The following is a 23,719-nucleotide window of genomic DNA, read 5'->3' as shown; positions in this document are numbered from 1 at the left end:
CTCATAGACCGGCCATACCGAGTCCACAGGCTCAAGGAGATACACATGAAGCGCACAGCATTGACTGGATTGTTCCTCACCGCCGCACTGTTGGGTTCCCCGGTGTTCGCCGCCGATGATTTGTGTGGTGGCAATATCAAAACCCTGGAGAACGCGGTGGTTTCCAGCAACACCAATTTCAGCGCTGACTCCAAAGCGGAGCTGCAAAAAACCGTCGATGCGGCAAAAGTTGCCCAGAAGAATGGTGATGAGAAAAAATGTATCGCGATCACTACCAAAGAACTCACCGAGCTGAAAAACATCGGTTCGGGTAGCGAAGGCGCCAAGTAACACGCCTGTAACGGCCGGCCCAGCGGCTGGCCGTAGCTCAAACCGCGTCAAAAGGTCGACGTGACTCCCTCACTGGAGTACACTCCGCGACCTGACTGTGAAAGCAGTCAACTGGGGCCGTTTAGGATTCGACGCCGGTTGCGAAACTTTAGGTGCATGCCGACTTGGTAACAGAAGTCGTAAATCCACTGTTGCAACTACTTATAGTTGCCAATGACGAAAACTACGGCCAGGAAATGTCCATCGCTGCGTAAGCAGCCTTAGACCCTGAGCTTCTGGTACCTTCGGGTCCAGCAATCACGAGGGGATGTCTGTAAACCCAAAGTGATTGTCATATAGAACAGAATCGCCGTGCAGTACGTTGTGGACGAATCGGCTAAAACTTACACAACTCGCCCAATGCACCCTGCCCGTCGGGCGGCTGAGGGTTAACTCAATAGACACGGCTAAGCATGTAGGACCGACAGCGGAGTACTGGCGGACGGGGGTTCAAATCCCCCCGGCTCCACCAAATTCAGCAGTACAAAAAAGCACCGTAAGGGGCCGGGGAACACGCCTTCCGAGCCCGAGCAATAAGGGCGATTGTGTCCGCGTATTTTAAGCGGACGCAATTACCCTTAATGCCAGGATCGTCATGCGCCAACGTAAGTCATACCCGAAATCCTTCAAGACCCAAGTCGTTCAAGAGTGCGAGCAGCCCGGTGTTTCCGTGGCAGCTATTGCGATGAGTCACGGGATTAATGCCAATGTCGTTCGCCGGTGGATACCGCTTTACCGTGATCGGCAGGCAGTCGCGCTGCCAGCTTTCATTCCTTTGAAAGTCGCGCCGGTTGAACCAAAACATAAGACCGAAGCGTCAGCGATCATTGCGCTGGCGCTTGGCGAGCAATCGCTCATCGTGAAATGGCCAACTTCCGACCCTGACGGATGCGCCCGCTTTGTCCGAGGGCTTGTTCTTTGATCCGCATCGATGCCATCTGGCTCGCCACCGAGCCGATGGACATGCGCGCCGGTACCGAGACGGCATTGGCCAGGGTGATCTCGGTGTTCGGTGCGGCGAAGCCGCACTGTGCTTATCTGTTCGCCAACCGCCGCGCCAATCGCATGAAAGTGCTGGTGCATGACGGCTTCGGAATATGGCTGGCGGCGCGCCGGTTGAACCAAGGCAAGTTCCACTGGCCAGGTATTCGCCAAGGCTCTGAACTGGAGTTGGCTCCCGAGCAACTTCAGGCTTTAGTACTGGGCCTGCCATGGCAACGCGTAGGCTCCGGCGGCTCGATCACACTGCTTTAACGGCTGCCATTAGCCTATCGGTCTATCGCCGCGAACTGCTTGCTCTGGCAAAATCGGCGCCATGACTTCGCTCCCCAATCTCGACCACCTTACCCCTGAACAACTGCGCGCTTTGGCGGCGCAGTTGATACAGCGTGTCGAGACGCTCGACCATCAAGTCGACACACTGGGTAAGACGGTTGAGACGATGGGCAAGAAGATCAACCGCGATCAAACGGTTATCGAGAAGCTCACCCACGAGATCGCACAACTCAAGCGTTTGAAGTTTGCCAAGCGTAGCGAGCAGATGAATCCTGAACAGGCCAGCTTGCTCGATGACCTGATCGATACCGATATCGCGGCGATTGAAGCAGAGCTTCAAGCCTTGCAAACAGTGCTGGCTCCGACCGAGAAAAAGCAAAAGCCCAAACGCACTGCTTTGCCGGCAGAGTTTCCACGCACGCTAATCCATCACGAGCCGGACAACACTCACTGCCCATGTGGCTGCGCACTCAAGCGTATCGGTGAGGACGTCAGCGAAAAGCTGGACTACACGCCCGGCGTATTTACCGTTGAACGCCATGTCCGTGGCAAATGGGTCTGTGATAACTGCGAAACGCTGATTCAGGCACCGGTTCCTGCACAGATTATTGATAAGGGCATCCCAACCGCCGGGCTGTTGGCCCACGTCATGATCGCCAAGTTTGCCGACCACCTGCCGCTTTACCGTCAGGAATCGATCTTCGGTCGTGCCGGCTTGGCGATTCCACGTTCAACTTTGGCTCAATGGGTGGGTGTGACTGGGGTGCAGCTGCAACCTCTGGTCGATGCACTGCGCGACGTAGTGCTAGGGCAACAGGTTGTTCATGCCGATGAAACACCGGTGCAAATGCTCATGCCGGGAACGAAGAAGACTCACCGCTCCTATGTTTGGGCCTACGCCACCAGCCAGTTCTGCGAAACAGCAGCTGTTGTTTATGACTTCAGCCCCAGCCGCGCTGGTGAACATGCTCGCAACTTCCTGCAAGACTGGAAGGGTAAACTGGTCTGTGATGATTTTGGCGGCTACAAGGCCAGCTTCGCACTCGGCGTGACCGAGATCGGTTGCATGGCCCATGCGCGGCGCAAGTTCTTCGAACTGCACGCGACCAACAAGAGCACGCTCGCCGAACAGGCCCTGCGCTACATCCAGTTGCTTTACGAAATCGAGAGTGAAGTGCGCGACCTGGAGCCGGATTTACGGCGCCGAATACGGCAAGAAAAAGCCGTACCGGTGATGGATAGGCTGCATGCCTGGATGATGGCCCAGCGCGATCTCGTGCCTGAAGGCTCAGCCATCAGCAGAGCACTGGATTACAGCCTGAAACGCTGGGCAGCGTTGTCGCGCTACCTCGATGACGGGGCCGTACCCATTGACAATAATTGGTGCGAGAACCAAATCCGACCGTGGGCGTTGGGTCGCAAAAACTGGCTCTTTGCAGGTTCGCTGCGCAGCGGCAAACGGGCGGCGGCGATTATGAGTTTGATCCAGTCTGCGCGGCTCAATGGCCATGATCCGTACGCATATCTGAAGGATGTCCTTACGCGCCTACCAACGCAGCGAGCGAGTGAAATTGATCAGTTGCTGCCGCATAGGTGGCAGCCGGCCTAATCACGCAAGGCGTGATGCCCGGACGCATACAAAGCACCTCGCGTTGAGCAGGTGCTTTTTTTGTGTCTTCAGGAATCTGTCCGCAGAGCCGGTGGAACTCACCTGAATCAAGAGCGAGCAAAGCCTGCCCACAACTGGCAGTCAAACGCTTCCCCACTTGCAGCCCCGCATCGCTACCCTTGCGCTCGCCGCTGCCAAATCAGCGGCCTGGGAGTAGGAACCCGGAAATACCTAGGCTCCAATAATCCAGGAGCAAACCATGACTCATCACGAACAAACCCACACCATCGAACTGTTGCTCAACGACGTCGACGAACTCCTCCGCTGCGCCAAGGCGACCGCCTATGAAAGCGCGGATGCATTGCGTGGCAGCCAACGCGACCATGCGTTTTCGGTTGTTCATTTGATTGAGATGGCGCGAGGGAAAATGGATCAAGTCGTGCAAGGCATAAAAATCAATTAGCTACGACACAAATTCGACTTATTCCTGCACCAAACCCAACCAAAAAAAGACGTCCAAAGACGTCTTTTTTTGCGCGGAAGTTCAAGGGCGGACCTTGATGAGTCCCGTCCCACCCATCACTTCTTACGCGGAATAACCCCCCGAAGCCGTCTCAACCTCCGAATTAAATCGAATCCGGGTGGTGATTTCTTCGTTGATCTCGCTCATCGCCCGGTGTGGCAGGGTCGTGATGTAAAAGTTTTCCTGGATACGGCTTGGCGTTGCTGAGGTTGTCAGGAAGGCGGTGCCGCGCTGGACTGCCCAGGCGAGTGCGACTTGTGCCGGGCTTTTTCGCAGGTTTCGGGCGATGTCGGTGATCACCGGCTCTTGCAGCACATTCGGTTCCATCCCGTGGTCCAACGGGGCGAAAGCCAGGAGAACAATCCGTGCTGTTTGCAGAACTGGAGCATCTCCCATTCAGGCAAAAACGGGTGCGCTTCGATTTGCACCACGGCCGGTTTGATCCGTGCAGCGGCGACGATCTCTTTCAGTGCATCCAGCGTGATGTCCAAGCGGGTCCCGTGGGTCCTGATTGTCGCCGGGCTGGAAGGCGAACGGTGTGTGGATCAGGCAGCAATCAATGTAGTTGACCTGCAACCGTCGCCAGCTCGCTTCGAGCGCGGGTTTGGCTCGCTCGGGGCGGTGGAATGTTGTTTTCGCCCTGGCCGTAAGCCTGTTGATTCAAACGCAAGCTGGCCGAACGAGTGAATAACCATTTGCTGGTAGCGAGCCAGCGAGGCGGATAACTGGGAACGGGGATAGCGATTCGCCGTCGCCATGCCCGCAGCCGGGTCCAGGCCTGAACCGACGCTGAGGGCTTTTCGACCGTGGGCGCGGCGGGTTACATCGAGTTCGGGGCTGCGCTACTGCTCGCGATACCTCCAGCAAGCACCTCCTTCAACGCCTCACCCAACTGGGCTTCGCTGAAAGGCTTCGCGATGCAATGCCGGTTCGCCCATAAATCGGGTATGCCGACTCGGCCGTAACCTGAGCAAAACACGAAAGGTATGCCGCGCCCGGTGATCGCGGCGGCTATTGGAAAAGACGTGCCGCCGATGATGTTAACGTCGAGAATCGCCAGATCGTACTGGCCCGTGAGCGCGTAGTTCAAGCCGTCGGCGAGGGTGCTGGCGTGAAATGCCGTTGCGTAACCCAGGTCTTCGAGCATGGCTTCCATCAGCATCGCCAGCATTGTTTCGTCTTCGACAATGAAAACCCGGGGCAGCGCTGGGGGCGCATTCATAAGGCGTCTCCCGAGGTTTCAATCCATGGGATGAGCATCGAATAATGCAGACCTGAACTCGGGAAATCCACCTGCGCCTTGCCTTGCAGCTCGCCCTCGATGCTGCGACGGATCAGTCGAAAACCAAAGCCTTTGACCACGTTTTCCGCGGCTGGCGGGGCGCCTGTTTCGACCCAGTCGATTTTCAGCGTCTGCGGGTTTTCGGCCGGATTCAGAGTGGCGGTGATCGTAACGCGGCCGCTGGACGACATTAAGGCGCCATGCTGCAGCGCATTGGTCATCAATTCGTGGAACACCATGGAAAGGGTCAGTGATGTCCTGGGCTCGAGTGTGACCTGATCGCCGTTGAACGTGATCTGGTTCGTCCCGCGACCCGTGGCCTGTAGCTGGAGGACCAGATCCGCAAGTTGACTGGAGGTCCATTCGGCCTGCGCAAGGGCGTCATGCGCCTGACTCAAGGCAAACAGTCGCGCGTCGAAACTCTTGCGAAACGACGCCAGGGAATCAGAGCTGCTGGCAGTGAGGGCCGCCATCGCCTGGACGGTCGCCAGCGTGTTTTTTACCCGATGATTGAGCTCGTTGAGCAGTGCCGCCCGCGCTGTGCGATCCTCCTGCTGTTGCCGCTCCAGCCGGGTGGTAATCGATTGCGCCAGACGCTGGGCAGTGCCGCTCTGCTTCAGGAAAATCGTCTCACCAGCAAGACTTGGTCCGTCGTGGGCGCGCAGATTGAAAGTGAAAACGCTTCCCGGACCCGGCCCACTTTGCACCCGTAACTGACCCCCGTGCGCGGCGATGATGCCTTGGGAAATGTAGAGCCCCAGGCCGTTGCCATTAGGATTGCCTTTCTTTACCGACCAGTAGCGCTGGAAAATATGGGGCAGGTGTTCCGCAGGTATTCCAATGCCATTGTCACTCACGCGAAACAGCACATCGTCCCCGTTGCGGGTCGCGGCAATATTGATCTGACCGCCTTGCGGCGTGAACTTGATCGCGTTCCCCACCAGATTGGAGAGCACTTGAAAGATTCGCTCGGGATCAGCGTCGATCACCAGTCCCGGCTCGGCCGTGCAATTGAGTTCAATGTTTTTGTCTGCCGTCAGCGTAACGAGCAAACTGCAGCTTTCTTCCAGCAGGCTGGTGACCGTCAGCGGGAAGCAGGACAGTTGATAACGGCCAGAGTCGATTTTCGCCGTATCGAGTAAATCTTCCAGGAGGCTGTTTATGCGGGTCGTCGCCTTTTCAATGGTCCCCAACGCGCCGCGAATGCGACCGTTCTCGACGATTGAGTCACTGGTAGCCCAGCGCTGCAGCATGCCGCACTGCATGATGATGATGGACATGGGGTTGCGCAGGTCATGGGAAACCACGGCCACCAGTTCGTCACGCAAGCGCACCGCTTCCTGCTCGCGGTGTACCTGGCGTTCCAGATCGTGCTCCAGTGCCGAACGGCGAATATCCTCGGCGGCATAGAGATCGCCCCTGGACCAAGGCTGCGCGATCCCGGTGACCTGCTGCTCCCAGAGATCAAACGATTGCCGAGGGTGCAGACGATGGCTGGCAGAGCCGACCGGTGCGGGGCTCAAGTGCTGAGCCGGATTTCCACTCCAGTTCATCGTTGAGGTCAGCTGGGGGCGAAACCACATGACGGCGTTGTCGATGGGCTTGGGCAGGATGAAGGCGATGACTCCGCTTGCCACGTCGCAATAGGCGGCGCTGGCGGGATTTTCCTGATGAATCGAGTTGGAATGGAATACGCCCAGGCCTTGAAGACCAATGGCGCGCTCCTTCAATTTTTTCTGCGTCAGACCGACATCACGAATCCAGAGATATAGCGCTCGCACCTGCTCCTGACTCGGGCAGTTTCCGAACAGGTGAAGTCGATCCTCGATCAGCACTGCGGCCCCCTCGGCCAGGGTCAGGGACTGAAGGAGTTCGGGCCGGCTCACCAGCCCATCCAGAATTTCCCGGTCGGCACGGCCCATGGCCGATGCCAGCTCCCCGAGCAAGATGACTTTCTCCTCTCGTTCCCGCTGGATCTGAGTCGCAACAATCGAGGCGATTTTCACCGACAACAGCTGACCGATCAGCGTGCAGGCATCGCGAAACTCACGCGGAACCAGTAGCGGCTCGGGATGACCACAGGCAATAAGCCCCCAGAGCTCGCCGTTGTCCAGCAACGAAATGCTCATCGACGAACGCACGCCCATGTTCTTCAGGTATTCACAATGAATCGGGGAAACGCTGCGCAGGGTCGAGAAACTCATATCAAGCGGTTGCCCTGTCGCAGGCCTGAGCAGCGGCACCAACGGAACGGGCGTATAGGTAGCGTCAGGAATCACCCTGATCCAGTTCAGGCGATACAACTCCCGGGCCTGCGCGGGAATGTCGGAACCGGGAAAATTCAAACCGTGATAACTCGGCAAACTGCCGGTCAGCGCCTCGGCCACAACCTTGCCATGCCCCTCGGGCTCGAAGCGGTAGATCATTACCCGGTCATAACCGGTCAGCGCCTGGATCTCATGCACGCTGATATCGAACAGCGTCTCCAGCGTATTGACCGCCTGCAGGTTGCGCAGCACCCGGGCAATGACCCTGGAATGCTCCTGCGTGGATTCTAGAAAAGGCTCGAGTTCGATAATCCAGGCGTCTTCGCTACGGTGCAGCGTGGCGCTGTAGTCCGAATCGCCAAAACTCAGACGAATCGGATCATTGTCACCCAGACCGGAACCGGAACACGCCCGTTCAATGTGGTCCGCCTGTTGTGGCGACACCAGCATCGCCATGGTTTTGCCCAACAGTTCACTGCTGTCGAGCCCTAAGACCCTGGCACAGTTGGCGCTGACCTGCTCGATGCGCAGAGGCATACCGCTGAGGGCAAGCAATACGCCATGAGGCTGAATGGCTCCGGGAATGCGGATCGGCTCATTTGCGCAGTCGGCCAACGCAGCGTCGAGCTCAGGTGCTGACGCTATAGCCAGGCTCGCGTCCTGCGTGTAGTCGTTCATTGCGCAAACTCCTGGATCCTGCAAACGGGAACAGCCCGGTCCGACTGGAAGTATGGACGTTAAAAGCGGTGTAGGCCGGACACACCAAGTTGTCGAGAGGACAGGAGGCCAGGTCGACAATCAGGCAGATGCGAAGGTACGGCGTGCAGATTTGGAAGGTAGCCCCGCGTTGAAAAAGCCTGATGGACGCGGCCGACGGGGGCAACGGGGGCAACGGGGGCAACGGGGGCAACGGGCCACCATAACAGCAGATCGATACACACGGGACCTCTTTAAAGCAATTCTATTCATTTGGGCGTTAAATCTGCCTCAGCTACGACAGGACGAGAGATCCTTGGTGTAATCCGGAAGCCTGGCTTTTATCAAATTACTCATCTAAGGCTTAGCCTGAGAATCGTCAGCGCGCGAAGTTAATAGTTTGCCGACTCAATAAAAGGTGGCGACTTGTACTCTGAATTGAATGACAGATCGCAAAGCAGTCCAGAACCGATCCGAAGGAAATACCTCGCGCTAACGGAATCGGCGTTTTTGCGGGGCCGGACTTGTCCGGGAAGGCGTCGGCGCAGGCTATCGAGTTGGGTCAGGCAAATTGAGTGGCCAAGCACTTCACTCGTCCAGCGAAGATCCGATCATCTGCGCCACTTGCCGATAGACCTGCGGGCTGGCGACCAGCAGCGGGTTGCCTTGGGTCAGACCCTGGTTACGCAGGAAGTCGTTCTGCAAGCCGCCGGCCTCTTTGACCAGCACCAGTCCGGCCAGGCAATCCCAGCTGTTGATATGGGTTTCGTAGTAACCGATCAAACGGCCTGCCGCGACATACGCCACCATCAGCGCCCCCGAACCATTGCGAATGAAGGTGCCGCCTTGCTCCAATAACTGGGTAATGAACGGAATGAAGTGCTCTTTGCCGCGCCGCAGGGATGTGCCGACGCCCATCACGCCGTGGCGAATATCGGGGGCACTGTTGACGCTCAGACGCTGCCCGTTGAGCCAGGCGCCCTGCCCCGAACAGGCATGAAACAGCTCGTCATGGATGGCGTCAGCAACTGCGCCGACCATGGGCTCGCCATCAACCAGCAGGCCAATGGATACACACCAGGCGTGCAGGCCGTTGACGAAACAGCGGGTGCCATCGATAGGGTCAACGACCCAGATACAGCGCGCATCAAGCGTCGCGCCGCCGGTTTCTTCGCCGAGGAAACCGTCGTCCGGGAAGCATTCGGCCAGCCGCTTCTTGATAAAGGCCTCGGTCTCCTGATCGACGATACTCACCAGATCCTGGGTCTGATCCCCCTTGTGATTGACGATCAGACTTTCCCGTTCCTTGTAAGGGCCAAGGGCGCGACGCGCAGCTTCCATCGCCAGGTCTCGGGCGCATTCATACCGGGCCTGCAAGGCCTCGGGGCTCAATGGAGCATCTATTGAAGGATGACGCTGCATGGGTCGCTCCTGGTCTTGGCGATGTCGAATTCAGATGAAGATGAATTCCTGGTGGAAAACAGCGGACAGGACGCATTGAAAGGGAAGCCATTCTGGCAGCGCATAAATCTGAAGTCGACCCTCGAAAACCAGAGCCATCGCGCTTGACGCGAAATCAGCGGCGGCATGATCCAAAACATTCCAATGTTACTGATGGCGTCTCATTCAACCCAGTAAAAAACACTTGCATAAATCAACTACCAACCTGACACCCTGAAGTTAATCAAGACTTTATATGTAAAACGAACCCTCGCGACCAGCAGATACATCTACGTAATGTCTGCCGAAAGTGCCAAACAACCAGCGTCATTTTTTTGGAAATCAAACAAATGGCCAATTGCTAGTCGAGCCGTAACTGGATAGACTCACTTTCCACAAGGACATGGTTCTCATCCAATAATAACTCTCCCTTTGAGAATCTATATGCCCGTAGTGATCCATGAAGTTGCAATACCCGAGCACCGCTTAAAACGTCTTCCGCTGATAGTGCTCACGGTTTTCTTCATCGGATTCGTCTGCATTGCCTTGCTTGGCTTACTTGCACTGCACCTGGCCGATGCCAAACAGCATGAATTGAAGCAGGCCGAGATATCTTCATCCAACATTGCACGAGCGATGGCGCAACAAGCCCAAGACACCTTCGATGAAGCGGATTTCGCTCTGCAGAACCTGATCGGCTGGCTGCAAGCCTACGGCCACGAGTCGCCACAAAAAATACGTCTTCACGACCTGCTGCTCAGCCAGGTTCAGGCGCTGAGCCAACTGCATGGTCTGTTTGTCTTTGACGCCAACGGTAACTGGTTGATCAGTTCATTTGCGCAGATGCCTACCCAGACGACTGTCGCGGATCGCGCCTATTTTAAATACCATGAACGTAATCCCGATTTGTCACCGCATATTGGCGCGCCCATTCGCAGCCGCGAAAACGGCGAATGGATCATTCCGATATCGCGAAGGATCAATAATACCCAGGGAGAATTTGCTGGCGTGGTACTTGCGGCACTCAACATGACGTACTTCGATGACTTCTTCAAAGGTTTCAACATCGATGCCAATGGAGCAATGTTGCTGGCTTTGGCCGACGGAACGTTGCTCACCCGACGGCCCTGGACCAGCAATCTCATTGGAGTATCAATCGCAGAGGGAGAAATATTTCGCGAGCATAACGCCAATCCCCTGTCGAATACTGCGCTGATCAAATCTTCCCTCGATGGCCAAGTCCGAATCGTAGGTTATAAATGGCTGGCCAAGTATCCGTTGGTGGTGGCCGCTGCCAGTTCAGAGAGCGCCATTCTTCATGAATGGTATAACACGGCTTTTCGCACCAGCTTGATCACCGGCGGCGTTATTGTAGTGATATGTCTTTTTGGTTTCCTGGTGATTGTGCAAGTTAAAAACGGCATCAGGGTGGAGGCGGATCTGCGCAAGGCGCAGAGCGCTCTGGAGCTTCTGGCCACCCATGACACCCTGACCGGGCTCGCCAATCGCCGGTTGTTCGAAACAGCGTTCAAAACGGAATTGAAACGCGGGGCACGTCAACAGCAGCCTGTCAGCCTGATCATGATGGATATCGATTTTTTCAAAAGCTTTAACGATGCCTACGGGCACATTGCGGGTGATCGTTGTTTGGCGCAGGTGGCCCAGACCGTGCAGCAGAGCAGCCAGCGACCTTCGGATCTGGCCGTCAGATTCGGTGGCGAGGAATTTGCCGTTCTGCTGCCGGGTACCGATGCAGCGGGTGCATGGAGTATTGCCGAGTTGATTCGCAACCGCGTCGCGGGCCTGAATATCACTCACAGCACCAACCCTCTCGGCAAACTGACCATCAGCCTCGGTTGCCACACGCTCATCCCCACAGGCGAGGAGGCCATTGCTGACATCATCGGCAAGGCCGATACAGCGCTCTATAACGCCAAACGAACGGGCCGTAATCAGACAAAGGTGTTCGAGACTGAGCCCCTCCTCCACGTTTGAACATCTCAGCCTTCACAGACCGACATGCTTTTTGAGTGCATGGGGCGCATCCGGCACATCCATGTTGATCTTGCGCCATATCGCTTCGGCAAAGCTGTAAACGGCAAACGCCATCAGCCCAACCGCAACCACCGACAGCACCAGCCAACCCATGGGCAGGCTTTGCAGACCGTTCATGGCGTCTTTCATCCCGGGCGGGTGCATGGCCTGGTAACTGGAACCGCTGAGGGCGAGCAGCGCCGAGATTTCGATGAAGGCCACGCCACGCGCAATCAGGCCGAAGCGAGAAATAGGCCGCACATAGCGCATGACCTGCTCGTCGGCTTCGAAATACTTTTCGAACGTCGCTTTCCAGCCTTTGACGATATGAATAATCCCCACCACCAACGGCACCAGTGCCGCGAGATAGATCAGCAGGTTCGAGTGATCCCATGAAAGCAGTGTCGCCAGAAAGTCTTCGGTCTTGCCGCCGTCTTTGGAGCCGCTGGAGCTTTTCAAACCGCTGATCAGCAGGCTCAAGGCGAAGAACGCCAGCAGCCCATTGCTGACGGCGCCCGCCAGGAGGCCTGCTCGAATGGCGATACCTTTGAAACCTGTGCCGTGATGGTCCACATCCCGGGTCGCCTGCAACAGACGCCAGGCGGCAAAGGCGATCAACCCGACTACCACGATGCCCACCAGCACATGCCCAAACGGCTGACTGAGTACTTTTTCCAGGCTGCTGTGGCTGTCAGTCGGCTGCCCGGAACCCAGAGCAGCCAGCAAAGCGAAAGCACCGATGATGAGATAAACCAGACCACGGGCGGCGTAGCCACCACGGGCGAGTAATACAAGGCCACGATTGGGCGACATGTCAAAAGTCCACAACGAGAAGATAGGGCATAGACAAGGACAGTCAGTAGTTCGTTGCAACGACGTGAGCAACTGTCTCTCTCAGGTTGACAGTGAAACGCTAACCAGCCGCTTTATCACTTTCTTGATGAACACTAATCTATGTCCATGGTGCTGAAACAGCCCAACCATTACTCACTGATCATCAAGGACTATCATCATGAACTTCATCCAGAAAGCCGCTTCCCTGACCGTACTTGCCCTGTCCATCAACACGGCCTTCGCCGCTGAAAGCACTTATGTCGAACACCAGACCCAAGGGTTTCTCAACGCCCTGGCAGCAGGCGGCGGCAAGCCGCTTGAGCAGCTGAGCCCGAAAGACGCTCGTGCAGTGCTGACCGGTGCGCAACAGTCGGTGAAGGTTGACCTTTCCGGAGTTCAAGTCAGCGACCGCACCATCAAGGTGGCAGGCGAATCCATCGGTTTGAAAATCGTGCGCCCCGCCAACGTCAAAGGTGACTTGCCAGTGTTCATGTTCTTCCACGGTGGCGGCTGGGTGCTGGGCGACTACCCGACTCACGAACGCCTGATTCGTGACCTGGTGGTGAATTCCGGCGCGGTGGCGGTTTACGTCAACTACACGCCGTCTCCGGAAGCGCATTACCCGACTGCGATCAACCAGGCTTACGCCGCGACCAAATGGGTTGCCGAGCATGGCAAGGACATCGGCGTCGATGGCTCACGCCTGGCTGTGGCCGGTAACAGCGTCGGCGGCAACATGGCGGCGGTGGTCAGCTTGATGGCCAAGGAACAGAACACCCCGAAACTGCGCTTCCAGCTGTTGTTGTGGCCGGTGACCGATGCGAAGTTCGATACCGGCTCGTATAACGAATTCGCCGAAGGTCACTTCCTGACCAAAGGCATGATGCAGTGGTTCTGGGACAACTACACCACTAACGCCAGCGAACGTGCGCAGATCCATGCCTCGCCATTGCAGGCCAGCACCGATCAACTGCGCGGCCTGCCGCCAGCGCTGATCCAGACTGCCGGTGCCGATGTGCTGCGTGATGAAGGCGAAGCGTACGCCCGTAAGCTCGACGCCGCTGGGGTCGAAGTGACGGCAGTGCGTTACAACGGGATGGTGCACGATTACGGTCTGCTCAACCCGCTGCATCAGATCCCTGAAGTAAAAGCCGCCATGCGTCAGGCCGGTGCCGAACTTAAAGCGCATCTGAACTGACAGAGCCTCAGCCATAAAAAACGTCGCGATCCGAAAAGGTCGCGGCGTTTCATCGGTTAGGTAATTTTTCGCTGGCTCATCCATCCCATTCGGCGCAGGATTTTCTCGCTGATTTCTCGCCGCTGAAGCGCGGCATGGTGTTCACCGACTTATTAATGGAGATGCTTACCGATGCTTATCCAAATTGAAGAAGGTACTCACGGGGCCAATTGGGTCGTGAAGCTGGACAACTACCCGGTCAAATGTCGAAGTTTGATTGAAGCCAAGGAATTTGCTGACCGAATGGCTTCAAGACTCAACGCACCGCATACTTTTCCAGCGAAAGCTCAGGGCAACTCGGCAAGACAGGCGTCTGCCCAAGCGCGCTGAGCATGTTCGACGTTGTATCAAGCCCGGCTATTGCCGGGCTTCGCGTTTCTGCGACATCCATTTCACACGCCTTTCACGTTTGCGCCCCTAACCTGCAATCACTCCTGTTGAATCCCATTGGCCCGCCGCGTAGCGGGTCTTTTTTTGTCTGCTGTTTGGACACCGGCCCCTTGGGAGCGAGCTTGCTCGCGAATCAGGCGGCTCGGTGGGCCAGATGTACCGCGTCATCGTTCTTCGCGAGCAAGCTCGGCTCCTACAGGTCCAATCCAATTCGTTGGAGCGAGGCTTGCCCGCGAATCAGGCGGCTCGGTGGGCCAGGTGTACCGCGTTATCGTTCTTCGCGAGCAAGCTCGGCTCCCACAGATTAAGTGATTCGTGGGAGCGAGCTTGCTCGCGAAGCTTCGATCCTGATGAAACCGGATCATCGCCTCGCCACCAAGCTGGCTCTTACCAAGTGCTTTTATGCCGCCTTGTTAACCGCCGACAGCTGTTTTTTCAACTCGGCTTTCAAGGCTTCCATCTGCGCGCCGATTTCTTCAAGACGCCCTTTACCGAGCAGTTCCTTGCACTGAGGGAACATCTCGGTTTCTTCTTCCTCGATGTGATGCTCAAGCAGCTCCTTGACCACCTTGACCCGACCGGAAAATTCCGGCGTGCCTGGATCGGTCATTTTCAGATCCGGCAGGACCAGCGAGTCCACGGTGCGGTGCTCTTCCTTGGCTTCGTAATACATGATGTCCTGCTCCTTGCTCCCGGCTTCCTTGAAAGCGGGATAGAGGATTTCTTCCTCAAGCTGGGTATGGATGGTCAGTTCCATTTCCAGCTTGGCCAGCAAATCGGTACGTTTTTTGATCGCGCGGTCGGTGGACTCGCTCAGCTGAGTGAGGATGTCTTTAACGCGCACATGGTCTTGTTCCAACAGCTCGATAGCGTTCATCAGGTTTCTCCGCAAGAGGGCGACTGTATGCGTCGCCTTGATTTTTTAGTTGCTGGTTCAGCTTCAACACTTAAATCGTGTAGCAACTAACAGAGCAGCTTTCATGCCCAAAGTCGGAGAACGATAAACACTAGCCGAATCAACTAATTAGCAAACCGCTGACGGTTTCTACCCATGCAAAATGCATGAACCCGGTACTAGCCTCCCGGCATTTTGCGTTATGTATCTTGCAGACTTTACTATCGGCAAAATTCGGTTAAAACCACTCATCTGAATTGCGGAACTCTAGCTTTGCACACTGGCTCGAAACCTTAGGTCGGAGTTTTATCTCAACCATCCTATGGACCAGGAGTTGATCAATGAGCGGATCCGGAACGAGCATAAAAAAAGCTGCCGTAGTTCTCTTGTCCACCCATAAAAAGCTCGCAACACACGAAATCGTCGTGCATCAGGCGCTCGCAGAAAAGCTCGCCGGGTTGCTCGGTACGCAATTCGAAGGCCTGTATGACAGCGCCATCCATACTCAACCTGGCCTGTATTACGTTCCTTCCGACACGCTGATCGGCAAGCAGGAACACAGCGCGCTGCATATCGACGACGCCAACGACTTGTTCGGCGGGCTGATCTCGCAACCGTTCATGGCCACCAAAGCCATCTCCCATCCGCTTATACCCAACGCCACTGCCAAACCACCCGGCTGGTCCGAGCAGTTTGATGAGCAGACCGCAGACGCGGTGCTGGCCGGTTATACCGTGTTCAACCAACAGGACGCGGATCGCGCCGGGCGGTTGATTCTGGCCAATGGACCGGTGCGCATTAAACCGGTTCTGGCTACGGCGGGTCGCGGACAGATCGTCGCGCACGATGAAACCGAGCTCGACCAGGCCATCGCGCAGCAGGACATGAAGGAAGTCGAAACCTGGGGGCTGGTGCTGGAAGAAGACCTGACCGATGTCGTGACCTTGAGTGTCGGTCAGGTCAGCGTTGCCGGGATCACCGCCAGCTATCACGGCACCCAATGCCTGACTCAGGACAATCACGGTGAAACGGTGTATGGCGGTTCGACGCTGTGGGTCGTGCGCGGCGATTATCAGATGCTGCTCAAAGAACCCCTCGAAGCATCCGTCAGACAAGCCGTCACGCAGGCAATGCGTTATGAGCAGGCGGCCTTTGAGTGTTTTCCGGACTTTATCGCTTCCCGGCGCAATTACGACATTGCCCAAGGCACCAACGGCCAAGGCAAGCGTTGTTCCGGCGTGCTTGAGCAATCCTGGCGCATCGGCGGTGCCAGCGCGGCGGAAGTCGAGGCGTTGCTGGCATTCGCGGCCGATCCCGATCTACAGGCGATTTGCGCCTCCACCCACGAGATCTACGGCCCTACTACGCTTGCGGCAGGGGCCAATGTGCTTTACGAGGGCGACGACCCGGACGTGGGATTCATTACCAAATTCACACAGGTTCAACCTTATGAGCGTCAGCAGTGAAAGCATTGAAATTGCCGTAGATAACCAGTCGATTTCGGGAACAATCCTGACCCCCGGCGCGAAAATCCCCGGCATCCTGTTCGTCCACGGCTGGGGCGGCAGCCAACAGCGTGACCTGGCGCGGGCGAAAAACATTACCGGCCTGGGCTGCGTGTGCCTGACATTCGATTTGCGCGGCCATGAACGCACCCATGAAATGCGCGCCCACGTGTCTCGCGAAGACAGCCTGGCTGATCTGGTCGCCGCTTACGACCGGCTGGTCAGTCATCCGGCCGTGGACGACAGCGCCATCGCCGTGATCGGCAGCAGTTATGGCGGTTATCTGGCAACAATCCTCAGCGGCCTGCGCCCGGTCAAATGGCTGGCCTTGCGGGTGCCGGCGCTGTATTGGGACGCCGACTGGGAGATGCCCAAACAAGAACTGGATCGGGACAAGCTCGCCCACTATCGCCGCTCGGCCGTGACCGCCGCGGACAATCGCGCGCTGGCGGCGTGCAAGGAATTCAAGGGGGATGTGCTGCTCATCGAATCCGAGCAGGACGATTACGTGCCCCACGCCACGCTGATGAGTTATCGCGGCGCGTTCGAACTGGCGCATTCGTTGACGTATCGGCTGGTGGACGGCGCCGACCACGCGCTGAGCAGCGACATCAGCCAAAGCATCTACAGCTCGATGCTGACCAACTGGATCAGCGAAATGGTGATCGGCGCACGTCTGGTGGACTACCCACATCATTCGTCGAAATATTCCTGAGCTATTTCGACCCGGTTTCAGTCACGAAGGCCTTCAGCGAAGGCCTTCGACTTAAACGGACTAGCTGACCGACAACACACCTTCGACACTTTCCGGCTCACCGACACGACTGTCGAAGCCCGGCGTGAGAATCACCTTGCGGCAGTCCTCTTCTTTCTTGTCGAAGATCTTGTAGCCTTTGGCTGCCTCTTCCAGCGACATGCGGTGGGTGACGATCGCTTCGGGATTCAACGCGCCGCTTTCGATGTGTTCCAGCAGCTCCGGCAGATAGCGCTGCACGTGGGTCTGGCCCATCTTGAAAGTCAGGCCCTTGTCGAAGGCATCGCCGAACATGAAGCCATGGATAAAACCTGCGTAGACACCCGGCACGCTCACCGTACCGCCACGACGAACCGCCGCGATGCACTGGCGCAACGCCTTGCCGCTGCTGCCTTCAAGCTTGAGGGTGGCGAGAATGGTTTCCGTGGTGCTGCCCTTGGCTTCGAAACCCACCGCATCGATCACGCCGTCAACGCCGCGCATGCCTGCGGTCTGGCGACTGATGGTATCGGCCGGATCATCGTCATCATCGAAGTTGATCGGGATAACGCCATACGTCGCCTCGGCATAGGCGAGCCGATACGGGTGGTGATCAACCATGAAGATCTTCTCCGCACCCAACATCCGCACGCATGCCGCGCTCAGCAGGCCAACCGGCCCGGCGCCATAAATCGCCACGCTTGAGCCTTTGCCGATGCCGGCATTGAGCACCGCTTGCCAGGCAGTGGGCAGAATATCGGAGAGGAACAGCACCTTTTCGTCAGACAGCGTGCCCGGCACCTTGAACGGCCCGGTATTGCCTTTGGGCACCCGCACGTACTCGGCCTGACCGCCCGGAATCCCGCCGTACAGATGGCTGAAGCCAAACAGTGCAGCCCCAGGTGGAATCGACTTTTTATTCAGAATTGCGCCGCGTCCGGTGTTGGTGGTTTCGCAAGCGGCGAACTGATCCAGCTGGCAGAAGAAACAACTGCCGCAGGCGATCACAAACGGGATTACCACGCGGTCGCCCGGCTGGACCGCTGTTACTTGAGATCCAGCTTCCTCGACAATACCCATGAACTCATGACCAAAAATATCGCCATGCTCAGTGGCCGGAATCTTGCCGCGATACAGGTGCAAATCCGAGCCACAGATGGCGGTTGCGGTGACTTTCAGAATGATATCGTCAGCTTCCTGAATGACCGGATCGGGAACGGTTTCGACCCGGACATCATGGGCTCCGTGATAGGTAAGTGCGCGCATGGAGTTCTCCTGAACAAGTGGCTGTTTGATCATCATCAATTGAAGTACTTGAATCAAAGGAGGCTGCTCGACGAACTAAAGTTCAGGTTCGGGTGCAATAAGTTGACCAGCGGGCGGCAGAGTTACATCCCGCAACGAGGCAGGGTTATTCCTCATACCGTTCAGCCTTTTTCGCTGAACCCGGCGGCCAACTAACCTCCAACGAGTGACACGGCTGCGTGCCGTAATCTGGAGGCTGCTTAGAGCAAGAGGGATTTGCCATGACTGCACACTTCATTAAATTGTTCACTAACCCCGAACATGCATGGCGGGACATTCGCCAGGACGAAAAAGCACCCGCGCCACTATCTGCTGCATCTGCTGCTGTTGGCGTTGATACCCGCGATCAGCCTGTACATCGGCACGACGCAAGTGGGTTGGAGCCTGGCGGAAGGTGAAAAGGTTCGCCTGACCGCGAGCAGCGCGCTGCAGCTGTGCGTGATGCTCTACGTGACCATTCTGATCAGCACGATCATCATGGGCGCGTTCATCCGCTGGATGTCCCGTACGTTCGAGGCGCGGCCGACGCTCAATCAATGCATCGGTTTTGCGGCCTACACCGGTTAGCTACCTCGCTAGTGTCGGGATGCGTCTGAATAGAGCCGCCCCGCCTGGCTGTAAAAACTGCTGTGCGGCAACTGCCGACCGGTAAATACTGAACACATCCCGAAGCACTTTCGGGACGTATTTCCCAGTCGGAGTTGTCATGAATTCTTCTTCCCTGCGCATTTGCGTCGCCGGTGCGGGCGCTATCGGCTGCACGCTCGCCACTCGCATGGCCCTGAGTGGCCAGGCGATCAATGTCTTCGCTCGGGGGGAAACCCTGAGCATCCTGCAACGTGATGGCATTCACTTGAGTGATGTGCACGGCGAGCATCACGTGCGGGTCAATGCCAGCAACGATGCACTCGCCCTGGGCGAACAGGATCTGGTATTTCTCTGCGCCAAAGCTCATTCGCTGAGCAAGATACTGTCACAAATCCAGCCGCTGATCGGCCCGCAGACTGTCGTCGTGCCAGTGGTCAATGGCGTGCCGTGGTGGTACTTCCATGGGGAAGGCGGGCGCTTCGATGGCGAACACGTCGAAGCGGTCGACCCTGGCGGCCTGCTGACGGCGGCGCTGGATCTGAACCAGATCATCGGCTGCGTGGTGTTTATCACCGCTCAATGTCCGAGCCCCGGCGTGGTCAAATCCGACGATCCTTATCGAATCATCTTCGGTGAACTGGATAACAAACTGACGCCGCGTCTCGAACGCGTGCGGGCGCTGATCGAAGCGTCCGGCATCGAGGCGCAAGGCACGGATCGTTTGCGCGATCAGCTGTGGACGAAAATCATCGCCAACCTGACGTCCAATCCAGTGTCGGTGATCACGGGCGCGACCTTGGGACAGATCTACGGCCTGCCGCAGATGCGTGAGCTGGCAATGGGTATGTTTCAGGAGGCGATGCTGGTCGCCACGACCTATGACGCCAGCGTGAGCATGGACCGTGAGACGTTTATTCGCTTTGGCGCAAGCATGGGCGCGGTGCGTACTTCCATGCGGCAAGACTTCGAAAAAGGCCTGCCGCTGGAGCTGGCCGCGATAGGCGACGCCGTACTGGAACTGGCCGAACGCGCCAACGTGCCAATGCCCATAACCCGCAGCATTCTGACCCTGGCGCATTTTTGTGCGGGAAAGGTGTAGGCCGGCGCCCGACCTACAACCGTGGGAGCGAGCTTGCTCGCGAAGTGGCCGGTGCAATCGACGCAATCTTTATCGCTTGCACCGACGCCCTCCCGGATAAATCCGGTCCTACAATTGGCGCACTCCAATCGCAGCGGCGTTGAACAAGGCAGGTCCGTGGGAGCGAGCTTGCTCGCGAAGAGGCCGGTGCACTCGACGCAATCTTTATCGCTTGCACCGACGCCCTCCCGGATAAATCCGGTCCTACAATTGGCGCACTCCAATCGCAGCGGCGTCGAACAAGGCAGGTCCGTGGGAGCGAGCTTGCTCGCGAAGTGGCCGGTGCAATCGACGCAATCTTTATCGCTTGCACCGACGCCTTCCCGGATAAATCCGGTCCTACAATTGGCGCACTCCAATCGCAGCGGCGTTGAACAAGGCAGGTCCGTGGGAGCGAGCTTGCTCGCGAAGTGGCCGGTGCAATCGACGCAATCTTTATCGCTTGCACCGACGCCTTCCCGGATAAATCCGGCCCTACAATTGGCGCACTCCAATCGCAGCGGCGTTGAACAAGGCAGGTCCGTGGGAGCGAGCTTGCTCGCGAAGTGGCCGGTGCAATCGACGCAATCTTTATCGCTTGCACTGCCCACTTCGCGAGCAAGTTCGCTCCCACAGATTGACCGCGTTCCAAAGGCGGGAAGCACCCGATCAGGTAATCGGCGCGGGGTTGAACAGGGTAATGTCGTTGTGCAAACGATAATGCTCGGTCCAGGTTTTCTTTTTGCCGCTGGCCACATCCAGATAGAAGTGGAACAGCTCCCAACCGAGGTCTTCGATGCTGGCGCGGCCTGTGGCGATGCGACCTGCGTCGATATCGATCAGGTCCGGCCAGCGCTGAGCGAGCTCAGTACGGGTCGACACCTTGACCACCGGCGCCATGGCCAGACCGTAAGGCGTGCCGCGTCCGGTGGTGAACACGTGCAGGTTCATCCCGGCCGCCAGTTGCAAAGTGCCGCAGACGAAATCGCTCGCCGGCGTCGCACAGAAAATCAGGCCTTTGCGCTTGAACCGCTCACCAGGGCCAAGCACCCCGTTGATCGCGCTGCTGCCGGATTTGACGATCGATCCCAGGGACTTCTCGACGATGTTCGACAACCCGCCCTTCTTGTTGCCCGGCGTGGTGTTGGCGCTGCGATCCGCTTCGCCCTTGGCCAGATAGCGATCGTACCAGTCCATTTCGCGAACCAGTTCTTCGGCCACTTCCTGCGACTCGGCGCGTGCGGTAAGCAAGTAGATCGCGTCACGCACTTCGGTGACTTCGGAAAACATCACCGTGGCACCGGCGCGCAGCAGCAGGTCCGAGGCGTAACCCAAAGCCGGGTTGGCGGTAATGCCGGAAAACGCATCGCTGCCGCCGCACTGCATGCCCAGAATCAACTCGGAGGCCGGCACGGTTTCGCGACGGCGCAGGTCGAGTTTCTTCAGGCGGGTTTCGGCCAGTTCCATGATCTGCTCGATCATTTCGTTGAAGCCGTGACTGGAATCCTGCAGGCGATACAGCCATGGATCAGTAAGATCCACCGAGCTGTCGCCTTCGTGCATCACCTGCCCGGCCTGCAACTTCTCGCAGCCCAAGCTGATGACCAATGCTTCGCCGCCCAGGTTCGGGTTGCGGGCCAGATTGCGTACGGTACGAATCGGGATGTACGCGTCGGTGGCGGTAATGGCGACGCCGCAGCCGTAGCTGTGGGTCAGCGCCACTACGTCGTCGACGTTCGGGTATTTGGGCAGCAACTCCTCACGGATGCGCTTGACCGCATGGTCCAGCACACCGGTCACACACTGCACGGTGGTGGTGATGCCGAGAATGTTGCGCGTGCCGACGGTGCCGTCGGCGTTGCGATAACCCTCGAAGGTGAAACCTTCCAGCGGCGCCTGCTTTTGCGGCACCGCGTCAGACATCGGCAAGCTGTCCAGCGCGGGGGCTGAAGGCATGCGCAGCTGATCTTCCCTGACCCAACTGCCCCGTGGAATTGGCTGCAAGGCATAACCAATGGTATGCCCGTAACGGATAATCGGCTCGCCCTCGGCGATATCGACAGTGTTGACCTTGTGGCTCTGCGGTACGTTGTCGATGGTCACCAGGCCATTGTCGAACTCGGTGCCGGCTGGCACACCCTGGTCGTTGACCACCACGACCACGTTATCCAGCTCATGCAGCCGGATGTAACGTGGCGAATCGGCATGTTGAATCAGGTTCATCACGGTTTCCTCAGGATTTAGCTTGAGAAAGGTCGCTGGCGTTTTCGCCAATCAGTGGCCCCTTTGGAGGCTCTTTCAATTCAACGCGTTTGATCTCTCCCACGATGAAAATGTAGCTGAACACTGCCACGACGGCATTGGCACCCACGAACACCAGAGCCCATTTGAACGAGCCGGTGGTGCTGATGATGTAGCCAATCACGATTGGGGTAGTGATCGATGCAATGTTACCGAACATGTTGAACAGGCCGCCGCTCAAACCGGCAATCTGTTTCGGCGAAGCGTCGGACATGACGGCCCAGCCCAATGCGCCCACGCCTTTACCGAAGAACGCCAAAGCCATGAAGCCCACGACTACCCATTCGATATCAACATAGTTGCACGCGACGATGGAAGTCGACAGCAGCAGGCCACCAATGATCGGTGCCTTGCGGGCGAAAGTCAGCGAATGGCCCTTGCGCAGCAGGTAGTCGGAAATGATCCCGCCCAACACGCCGCCGATAAAGCCGCAGATCGCCGGCAAGGACGCGATGATGCCGGCCTTGAGGATGGTCATGCCGCGCTCCTGAACCAGATACACCGGGAACCAGGTCAGGAAGAAGTAGGTGATGCCGTTGATGCAGTATTGGCTCAGGTAGATGCCGAGCATCATGCGGTTGGTCAGCAGTTGACGAATGTAGTCCCATTTCGGGCCTGATTTGCTGCCTTTGACCTTGTCCTGATCCATGTCGACCATGCCGCCGTTGTTGGCGATGTGATCGAACTCTTCCTTGTTGATGCGTGGGTGTTCGCGGGGACTGTAGATGACTTTCATCCAGATCATCGAGAACACGATGCCGATCGAACCCATCACGATGAACACATGCTGCCAGCCGTAGGTGTAGACGATCCAGCCCATCAGCGGTGCGAACAGCACAGTGGCAAAGTATTGCGCGGAGTTGAAGATGGCGGATGCCGTACCGCGTTCAGCGGTCGGGAACCAGGCTGCCACGATGCGCGCGTTGCCAGGGAAGGATGGCGCTTCGGCCAGACCTACCATGAAACGCAGCAGGAACAGCAGGACGATGGCGCTCGAAACACCGAACTCACCGACATAGCCTTGCAGCACGGTGAACATCGACCAGGTGAAAATGCTCAGGGCGTAGACTTTCTTCGAACCGAAGCGGTCGAGCAGCCAGCCACCAGGGATCTGACCGGCCACATAAGCCCAGCCAAACGCAGAGAAGATAAAACCGAGTGTTACGGCGTCGATTCCGAGGCTTTTTTGCAGGCTGGAACCGGCGATAGCGATGGTGGCTCGGTCGGCGTAGTTGATCGTGGTCACCAGGAACAGCATGAGCAGGATCAAATAGCGGACGTGAGTCGGCTTGGTTTTTAGCATGTGTGTGTGAACTCCC

The 23,719-nt window shown here is 57.3% G+C and carries 19 protein-coding genes, 1 other RNA gene and 2 pseudogenes; 13 read left to right on the top strand and 9 right to left on the bottom strand.

Features of this window, described 5'->3' with window-relative positions; translation table 11 throughout:
* The first annotated feature begins 45 nt into the window (after window positions 1-45).
* From AABC73_RS04410 to AABC73_RS04385, 6 genes are all read left to right on the top strand, one after another.
* The gene (locus AABC73_RS04410) at window positions 46-330 is read left to right on the top strand and encodes a hypothetical protein (RefSeq protein WP_341522620.1); all 285 of its coding nucleotides are present in this window, start codon (window positions 46-48) and stop codon (window positions 328-330) included.
* 113 nt (window positions 331-443) lie between these two features.
* Window positions 444-841, top strand: a transfer-messenger RNA (tmRNA) gene (gene ssrA, locus AABC73_RS04405).
* A gap of 123 nt (window positions 842-964) precedes the next feature.
* Window positions 965-1,291, top strand: a complete 327-nt coding sequence (locus AABC73_RS04400) for a transposase (RefSeq protein WP_341521453.1) — start codon at window positions 965-967, stop codon at window positions 1,289-1,291.
* Window positions 1,288-1,623, top strand: a complete 336-nt coding sequence (gene tnpB / locus AABC73_RS04395) for an IS66 family insertion sequence element accessory protein TnpB (protein WP_230000024.1) — start codon at window positions 1,288-1,290, stop codon at window positions 1,621-1,623. Before AABC73_RS04400 ends, tnpB begins: the two co-directional genes overlap by 4 nt.
* 61 nt (window positions 1,624-1,684) lie before the next feature.
* A complete protein-coding gene (locus AABC73_RS04390; RefSeq protein ID WP_341521454.1) occupies window positions 1,685-3,253 on the top strand; it encodes an IS66 family transposase in 1,569 nt (522 codons plus the stop codon).
* 259 nt (window positions 3,254-3,512) lie between these two features.
* Window positions 3,513-3,716 (top strand): DUF3077 domain-containing protein, encoded by a 204-nt coding sequence (locus AABC73_RS04385; RefSeq protein WP_341522619.1) that lies wholly within the window; start codon window positions 3,513-3,515, stop codon window positions 3,714-3,716.
* Window positions 3,717-3,832: 116 nt separating this feature from the next.
* Here the strand turns inward: AABC73_RS04385 and AABC73_RS04380 are convergent.
* The 4 genes and pseudogenes from AABC73_RS04380 to AABC73_RS04365 form a co-directional block, all read right to left on the bottom strand.
* Window positions 3,833-4,406, bottom strand: a pseudogene (locus AABC73_RS04380) (aldo/keto reductase); the annotation flags it as partial.
* Window positions 4,407-4,596: 190 nt separating this feature from the next.
* Window positions 4,597-4,998: a response regulator gene (locus AABC73_RS04375; protein ID WP_341522618.1), complete on the bottom strand. Its 402-nt coding sequence runs from the start codon at window positions 4,996-4,998 to the stop codon at window positions 4,597-4,599.
* Window positions 4,995-8,003 (bottom strand): ATP-binding protein, encoded by a 3,009-nt coding sequence (locus tag AABC73_RS04370; RefSeq protein WP_341522617.1) that lies wholly within the window; start codon window positions 8,001-8,003, stop codon window positions 4,995-4,997. The genes AABC73_RS04375 and AABC73_RS04370 overlap by 4 nt, the downstream gene beginning before the upstream one ends.
* A gap of 606 nt (window positions 8,004-8,609) precedes the next feature.
* Window positions 8,610-9,443, bottom strand: coding sequence for an inositol monophosphatase (locus tag AABC73_RS04365; RefSeq protein ID WP_341522616.1), 834 nt, complete (start codon window positions 9,441-9,443; stop codon window positions 8,610-8,612).
* 462 nt (window positions 9,444-9,905) lie between these two features.
* Between AABC73_RS04365 and AABC73_RS04360 the strand changes: the two genes are divergently transcribed.
* Entirely contained in the window at window positions 9,906-11,456 is a 1,551-nt protein-coding gene (locus AABC73_RS04360) for a sensor domain-containing diguanylate cyclase (protein WP_341522615.1), read from the top strand.
* Window positions 11,457-11,468: 12 nt separating this feature from the next.
* Here the strand turns inward: AABC73_RS04360 and AABC73_RS04355 are convergent, their stop codons facing one another.
* Window positions 11,469-12,308, bottom strand: a complete 840-nt coding sequence (locus tag AABC73_RS04355; protein ID WP_341522614.1) for a DUF1206 domain-containing protein — start codon at window positions 12,306-12,308, stop codon at window positions 11,469-11,471.
* Window positions 12,309-12,507: 199 nt separating this feature from the next.
* Here AABC73_RS04355 and AABC73_RS04350 point away from each other — a divergent pair, with 199 nt between their 5' ends.
* Window positions 12,508-13,527 (top strand): alpha/beta hydrolase, encoded by a 1,020-nt coding sequence (locus AABC73_RS04350; protein WP_341522613.1) that lies wholly within the window; start codon window positions 12,508-12,510, stop codon window positions 13,525-13,527.
* 171 nt (window positions 13,528-13,698) lie between these two features.
* A complete protein-coding gene (locus AABC73_RS04345; protein ID WP_341522612.1) occupies window positions 13,699-13,896 on the top strand; it encodes a hypothetical protein in 198 nt (65 codons plus the stop codon).
* Window positions 13,897-14,356: 460 nt separating this feature from the next.
* Here AABC73_RS04345 and AABC73_RS04340 read toward each other — a convergent pair whose 3' ends face one another.
* Window positions 14,357-14,833, bottom strand: coding sequence for a hemerythrin domain-containing protein (locus AABC73_RS04340; RefSeq protein WP_341522611.1), 477 nt, complete (start codon window positions 14,831-14,833; stop codon window positions 14,357-14,359).
* Window positions 14,834-15,192: 359 nt separating this feature from the next.
* Here AABC73_RS04340 and AABC73_RS04335 point away from each other — a divergent pair, with 359 nt between their 5' ends.
* Complete coding sequence (locus AABC73_RS04335) at window positions 15,193-16,317, top strand: DUF3182 family protein (protein WP_341522610.1); 1,125 nt, start codon at window positions 15,193-15,195, stop codon at window positions 16,315-16,317.
* Window positions 16,301-17,071 carry an alpha/beta fold hydrolase gene (locus AABC73_RS04330; protein ID WP_341522609.1) on the top strand — a complete coding sequence of 257 codons (771 nt, stop codon included), beginning with the start codon at window positions 16,301-16,303 and terminating at the stop codon, window positions 17,069-17,071. The genes AABC73_RS04335 and AABC73_RS04330 overlap by 17 nt, the downstream gene beginning before the upstream one ends.
* A gap of 60 nt (window positions 17,072-17,131) precedes the next feature.
* Here the strand turns inward: AABC73_RS04330 and AABC73_RS04325 are convergent, their stop codons facing one another.
* Window positions 17,132-18,355: a zinc-dependent alcohol dehydrogenase gene (locus tag AABC73_RS04325; RefSeq protein ID WP_341522608.1), complete on the bottom strand. Its 1,224-nt coding sequence runs from the start codon at window positions 18,353-18,355 to the stop codon at window positions 17,132-17,134.
* Between the two features lie 260 nt (window positions 18,356-18,615).
* Between AABC73_RS04325 and AABC73_RS04320 the strand changes: the two are divergent.
* Together AABC73_RS04320 and AABC73_RS04315 are read left to right on the top strand one after the other, a co-directional pair.
* Window positions 18,616-18,955, top strand: a pseudogene (locus AABC73_RS04320) (Yip1 family protein); the annotation flags it as partial.
* Between the two features lie 145 nt (window positions 18,956-19,100).
* Window positions 19,101-20,081 (top strand): 2-dehydropantoate 2-reductase, encoded by a 981-nt coding sequence (locus tag AABC73_RS04315; protein WP_341522607.1) that lies wholly within the window; start codon window positions 19,101-19,103, stop codon window positions 20,079-20,081.
* A gap of 687 nt (window positions 20,082-20,768) precedes the next feature.
* Here the strand turns inward: AABC73_RS04315 and garD are convergent.
* A complete protein-coding gene (gene garD, locus AABC73_RS04310) occupies window positions 20,769-22,322 on the bottom strand; it encodes a galactarate dehydratase (protein ID WP_341522606.1) in 1,554 nt (517 codons plus the stop codon).
* A 10-nt stretch (window positions 22,323-22,332) separates the two neighbouring features.
* Complete coding sequence (locus AABC73_RS04305; protein WP_341522605.1) at window positions 22,333-23,703, bottom strand: MFS transporter; 1,371 nt, start codon at window positions 23,701-23,703, stop codon at window positions 22,333-22,335.
* Window positions 23,704-23,719: the final 16 nt, after the last annotated feature.

Origin of the sequence: Pseudomonas sp. G.S.17 (genome assembly GCF_038096165.1) — a bacterium.
Classification (GTDB): Bacteria; Pseudomonadota; Gammaproteobacteria; order Pseudomonadales; family Pseudomonadaceae; genus Aquipseudomonas.
The sequence above is the reverse complement of the archived record's forward strand: the minus strand, read 5'-3'. Positions and strand labels throughout refer to the sequence as shown.

Excerpts from the sequence above, each read along its gene's own strand:
- AABC73_RS04365 (WP_341522616.1), bottom strand. The coding sequence starts at position 9,443 with ATGCAGCGTCATCCTTCAATAGATGCTCCATTGAGCCCCGAGGCCTTG.
- AABC73_RS04375 (WP_341522618.1), bottom strand. The coding sequence starts at position 4,998 with ATGAATGCGCCCCCAGCGCTGCCCCGGGTTTTCATTGTCGAAGACGAA.
- AABC73_RS04355 (WP_341522614.1), bottom strand. The coding sequence starts at position 12,308 with ATGTCGCCCAATCGTGGCCTTGTATTACTCGCCCGTGGTGGCTACGCC.
- AABC73_RS04410 (WP_341522620.1), top strand. The coding sequence starts at position 46 with ATGAAGCGCACAGCATTGACTGGATTGTTCCTCACCGCCGCACTGTTG.
- AABC73_RS04390 (WP_341521454.1), top strand. The coding sequence starts at position 1,685 with ATGACTTCGCTCCCCAATCTCGACCACCTTACCCCTGAACAACTGCGC.
- AABC73_RS04360 (WP_341522615.1), top strand. The coding sequence starts at position 9,906 with ATGCCCGTAGTGATCCATGAAGTTGCAATACCCGAGCACCGCTTAAAA.
- garD (WP_341522606.1), bottom strand. The coding sequence starts at position 22,322 with ATGAACCTGATTCAACATGCCGATTCGCCACGTTACATCCGGCTGCAT.
- AABC73_RS04335 (WP_341522610.1), top strand. The coding sequence starts at position 15,193 with ATGAGCGGATCCGGAACGAGCATAAAAAAAGCTGCCGTAGTTCTCTTG.
- AABC73_RS04330 (WP_341522609.1), top strand. The coding sequence starts at position 16,301 with ATGAGCGTCAGCAGTGAAAGCATTGAAATTGCCGTAGATAACCAGTCG.
- AABC73_RS04385 (WP_341522619.1), top strand. The coding sequence starts at position 3,513 with ATGACTCATCACGAACAAACCCACACCATCGAACTGTTGCTCAACGAC.
- AABC73_RS04370 (WP_341522617.1), bottom strand. The coding sequence starts at position 8,003 with ATGAACGACTACACGCAGGACGCGAGCCTGGCTATAGCGTCAGCACCT.
- AABC73_RS04350 (WP_341522613.1), top strand. The coding sequence starts at position 12,508 with ATGAACTTCATCCAGAAAGCCGCTTCCCTGACCGTACTTGCCCTGTCC.
- AABC73_RS04305 (WP_341522605.1), bottom strand. The coding sequence starts at position 23,703 with ATGCTAAAAACCAAGCCGACTCACGTCCGCTATTTGATCCTGCTCATG.
- AABC73_RS04340 (WP_341522611.1), bottom strand. The coding sequence starts at position 14,833 with ATGAACGCTATCGAGCTGTTGGAACAAGACCATGTGCGCGTTAAAGAC.
- AABC73_RS04345 (WP_341522612.1), top strand. The coding sequence starts at position 13,699 with ATGCTTATCCAAATTGAAGAAGGTACTCACGGGGCCAATTGGGTCGTG.
- AABC73_RS04325 (WP_341522608.1), bottom strand. The coding sequence starts at position 18,355 with ATGCGCGCACTTACCTATCACGGAGCCCATGATGTCCGGGTCGAAACC.
- AABC73_RS04315 (WP_341522607.1), top strand. The coding sequence starts at position 19,101 with ATGAATTCTTCTTCCCTGCGCATTTGCGTCGCCGGTGCGGGCGCTATC.
- AABC73_RS04400 (WP_341521453.1), top strand. The coding sequence starts at position 965 with ATGCGCCAACGTAAGTCATACCCGAAATCCTTCAAGACCCAAGTCGTT.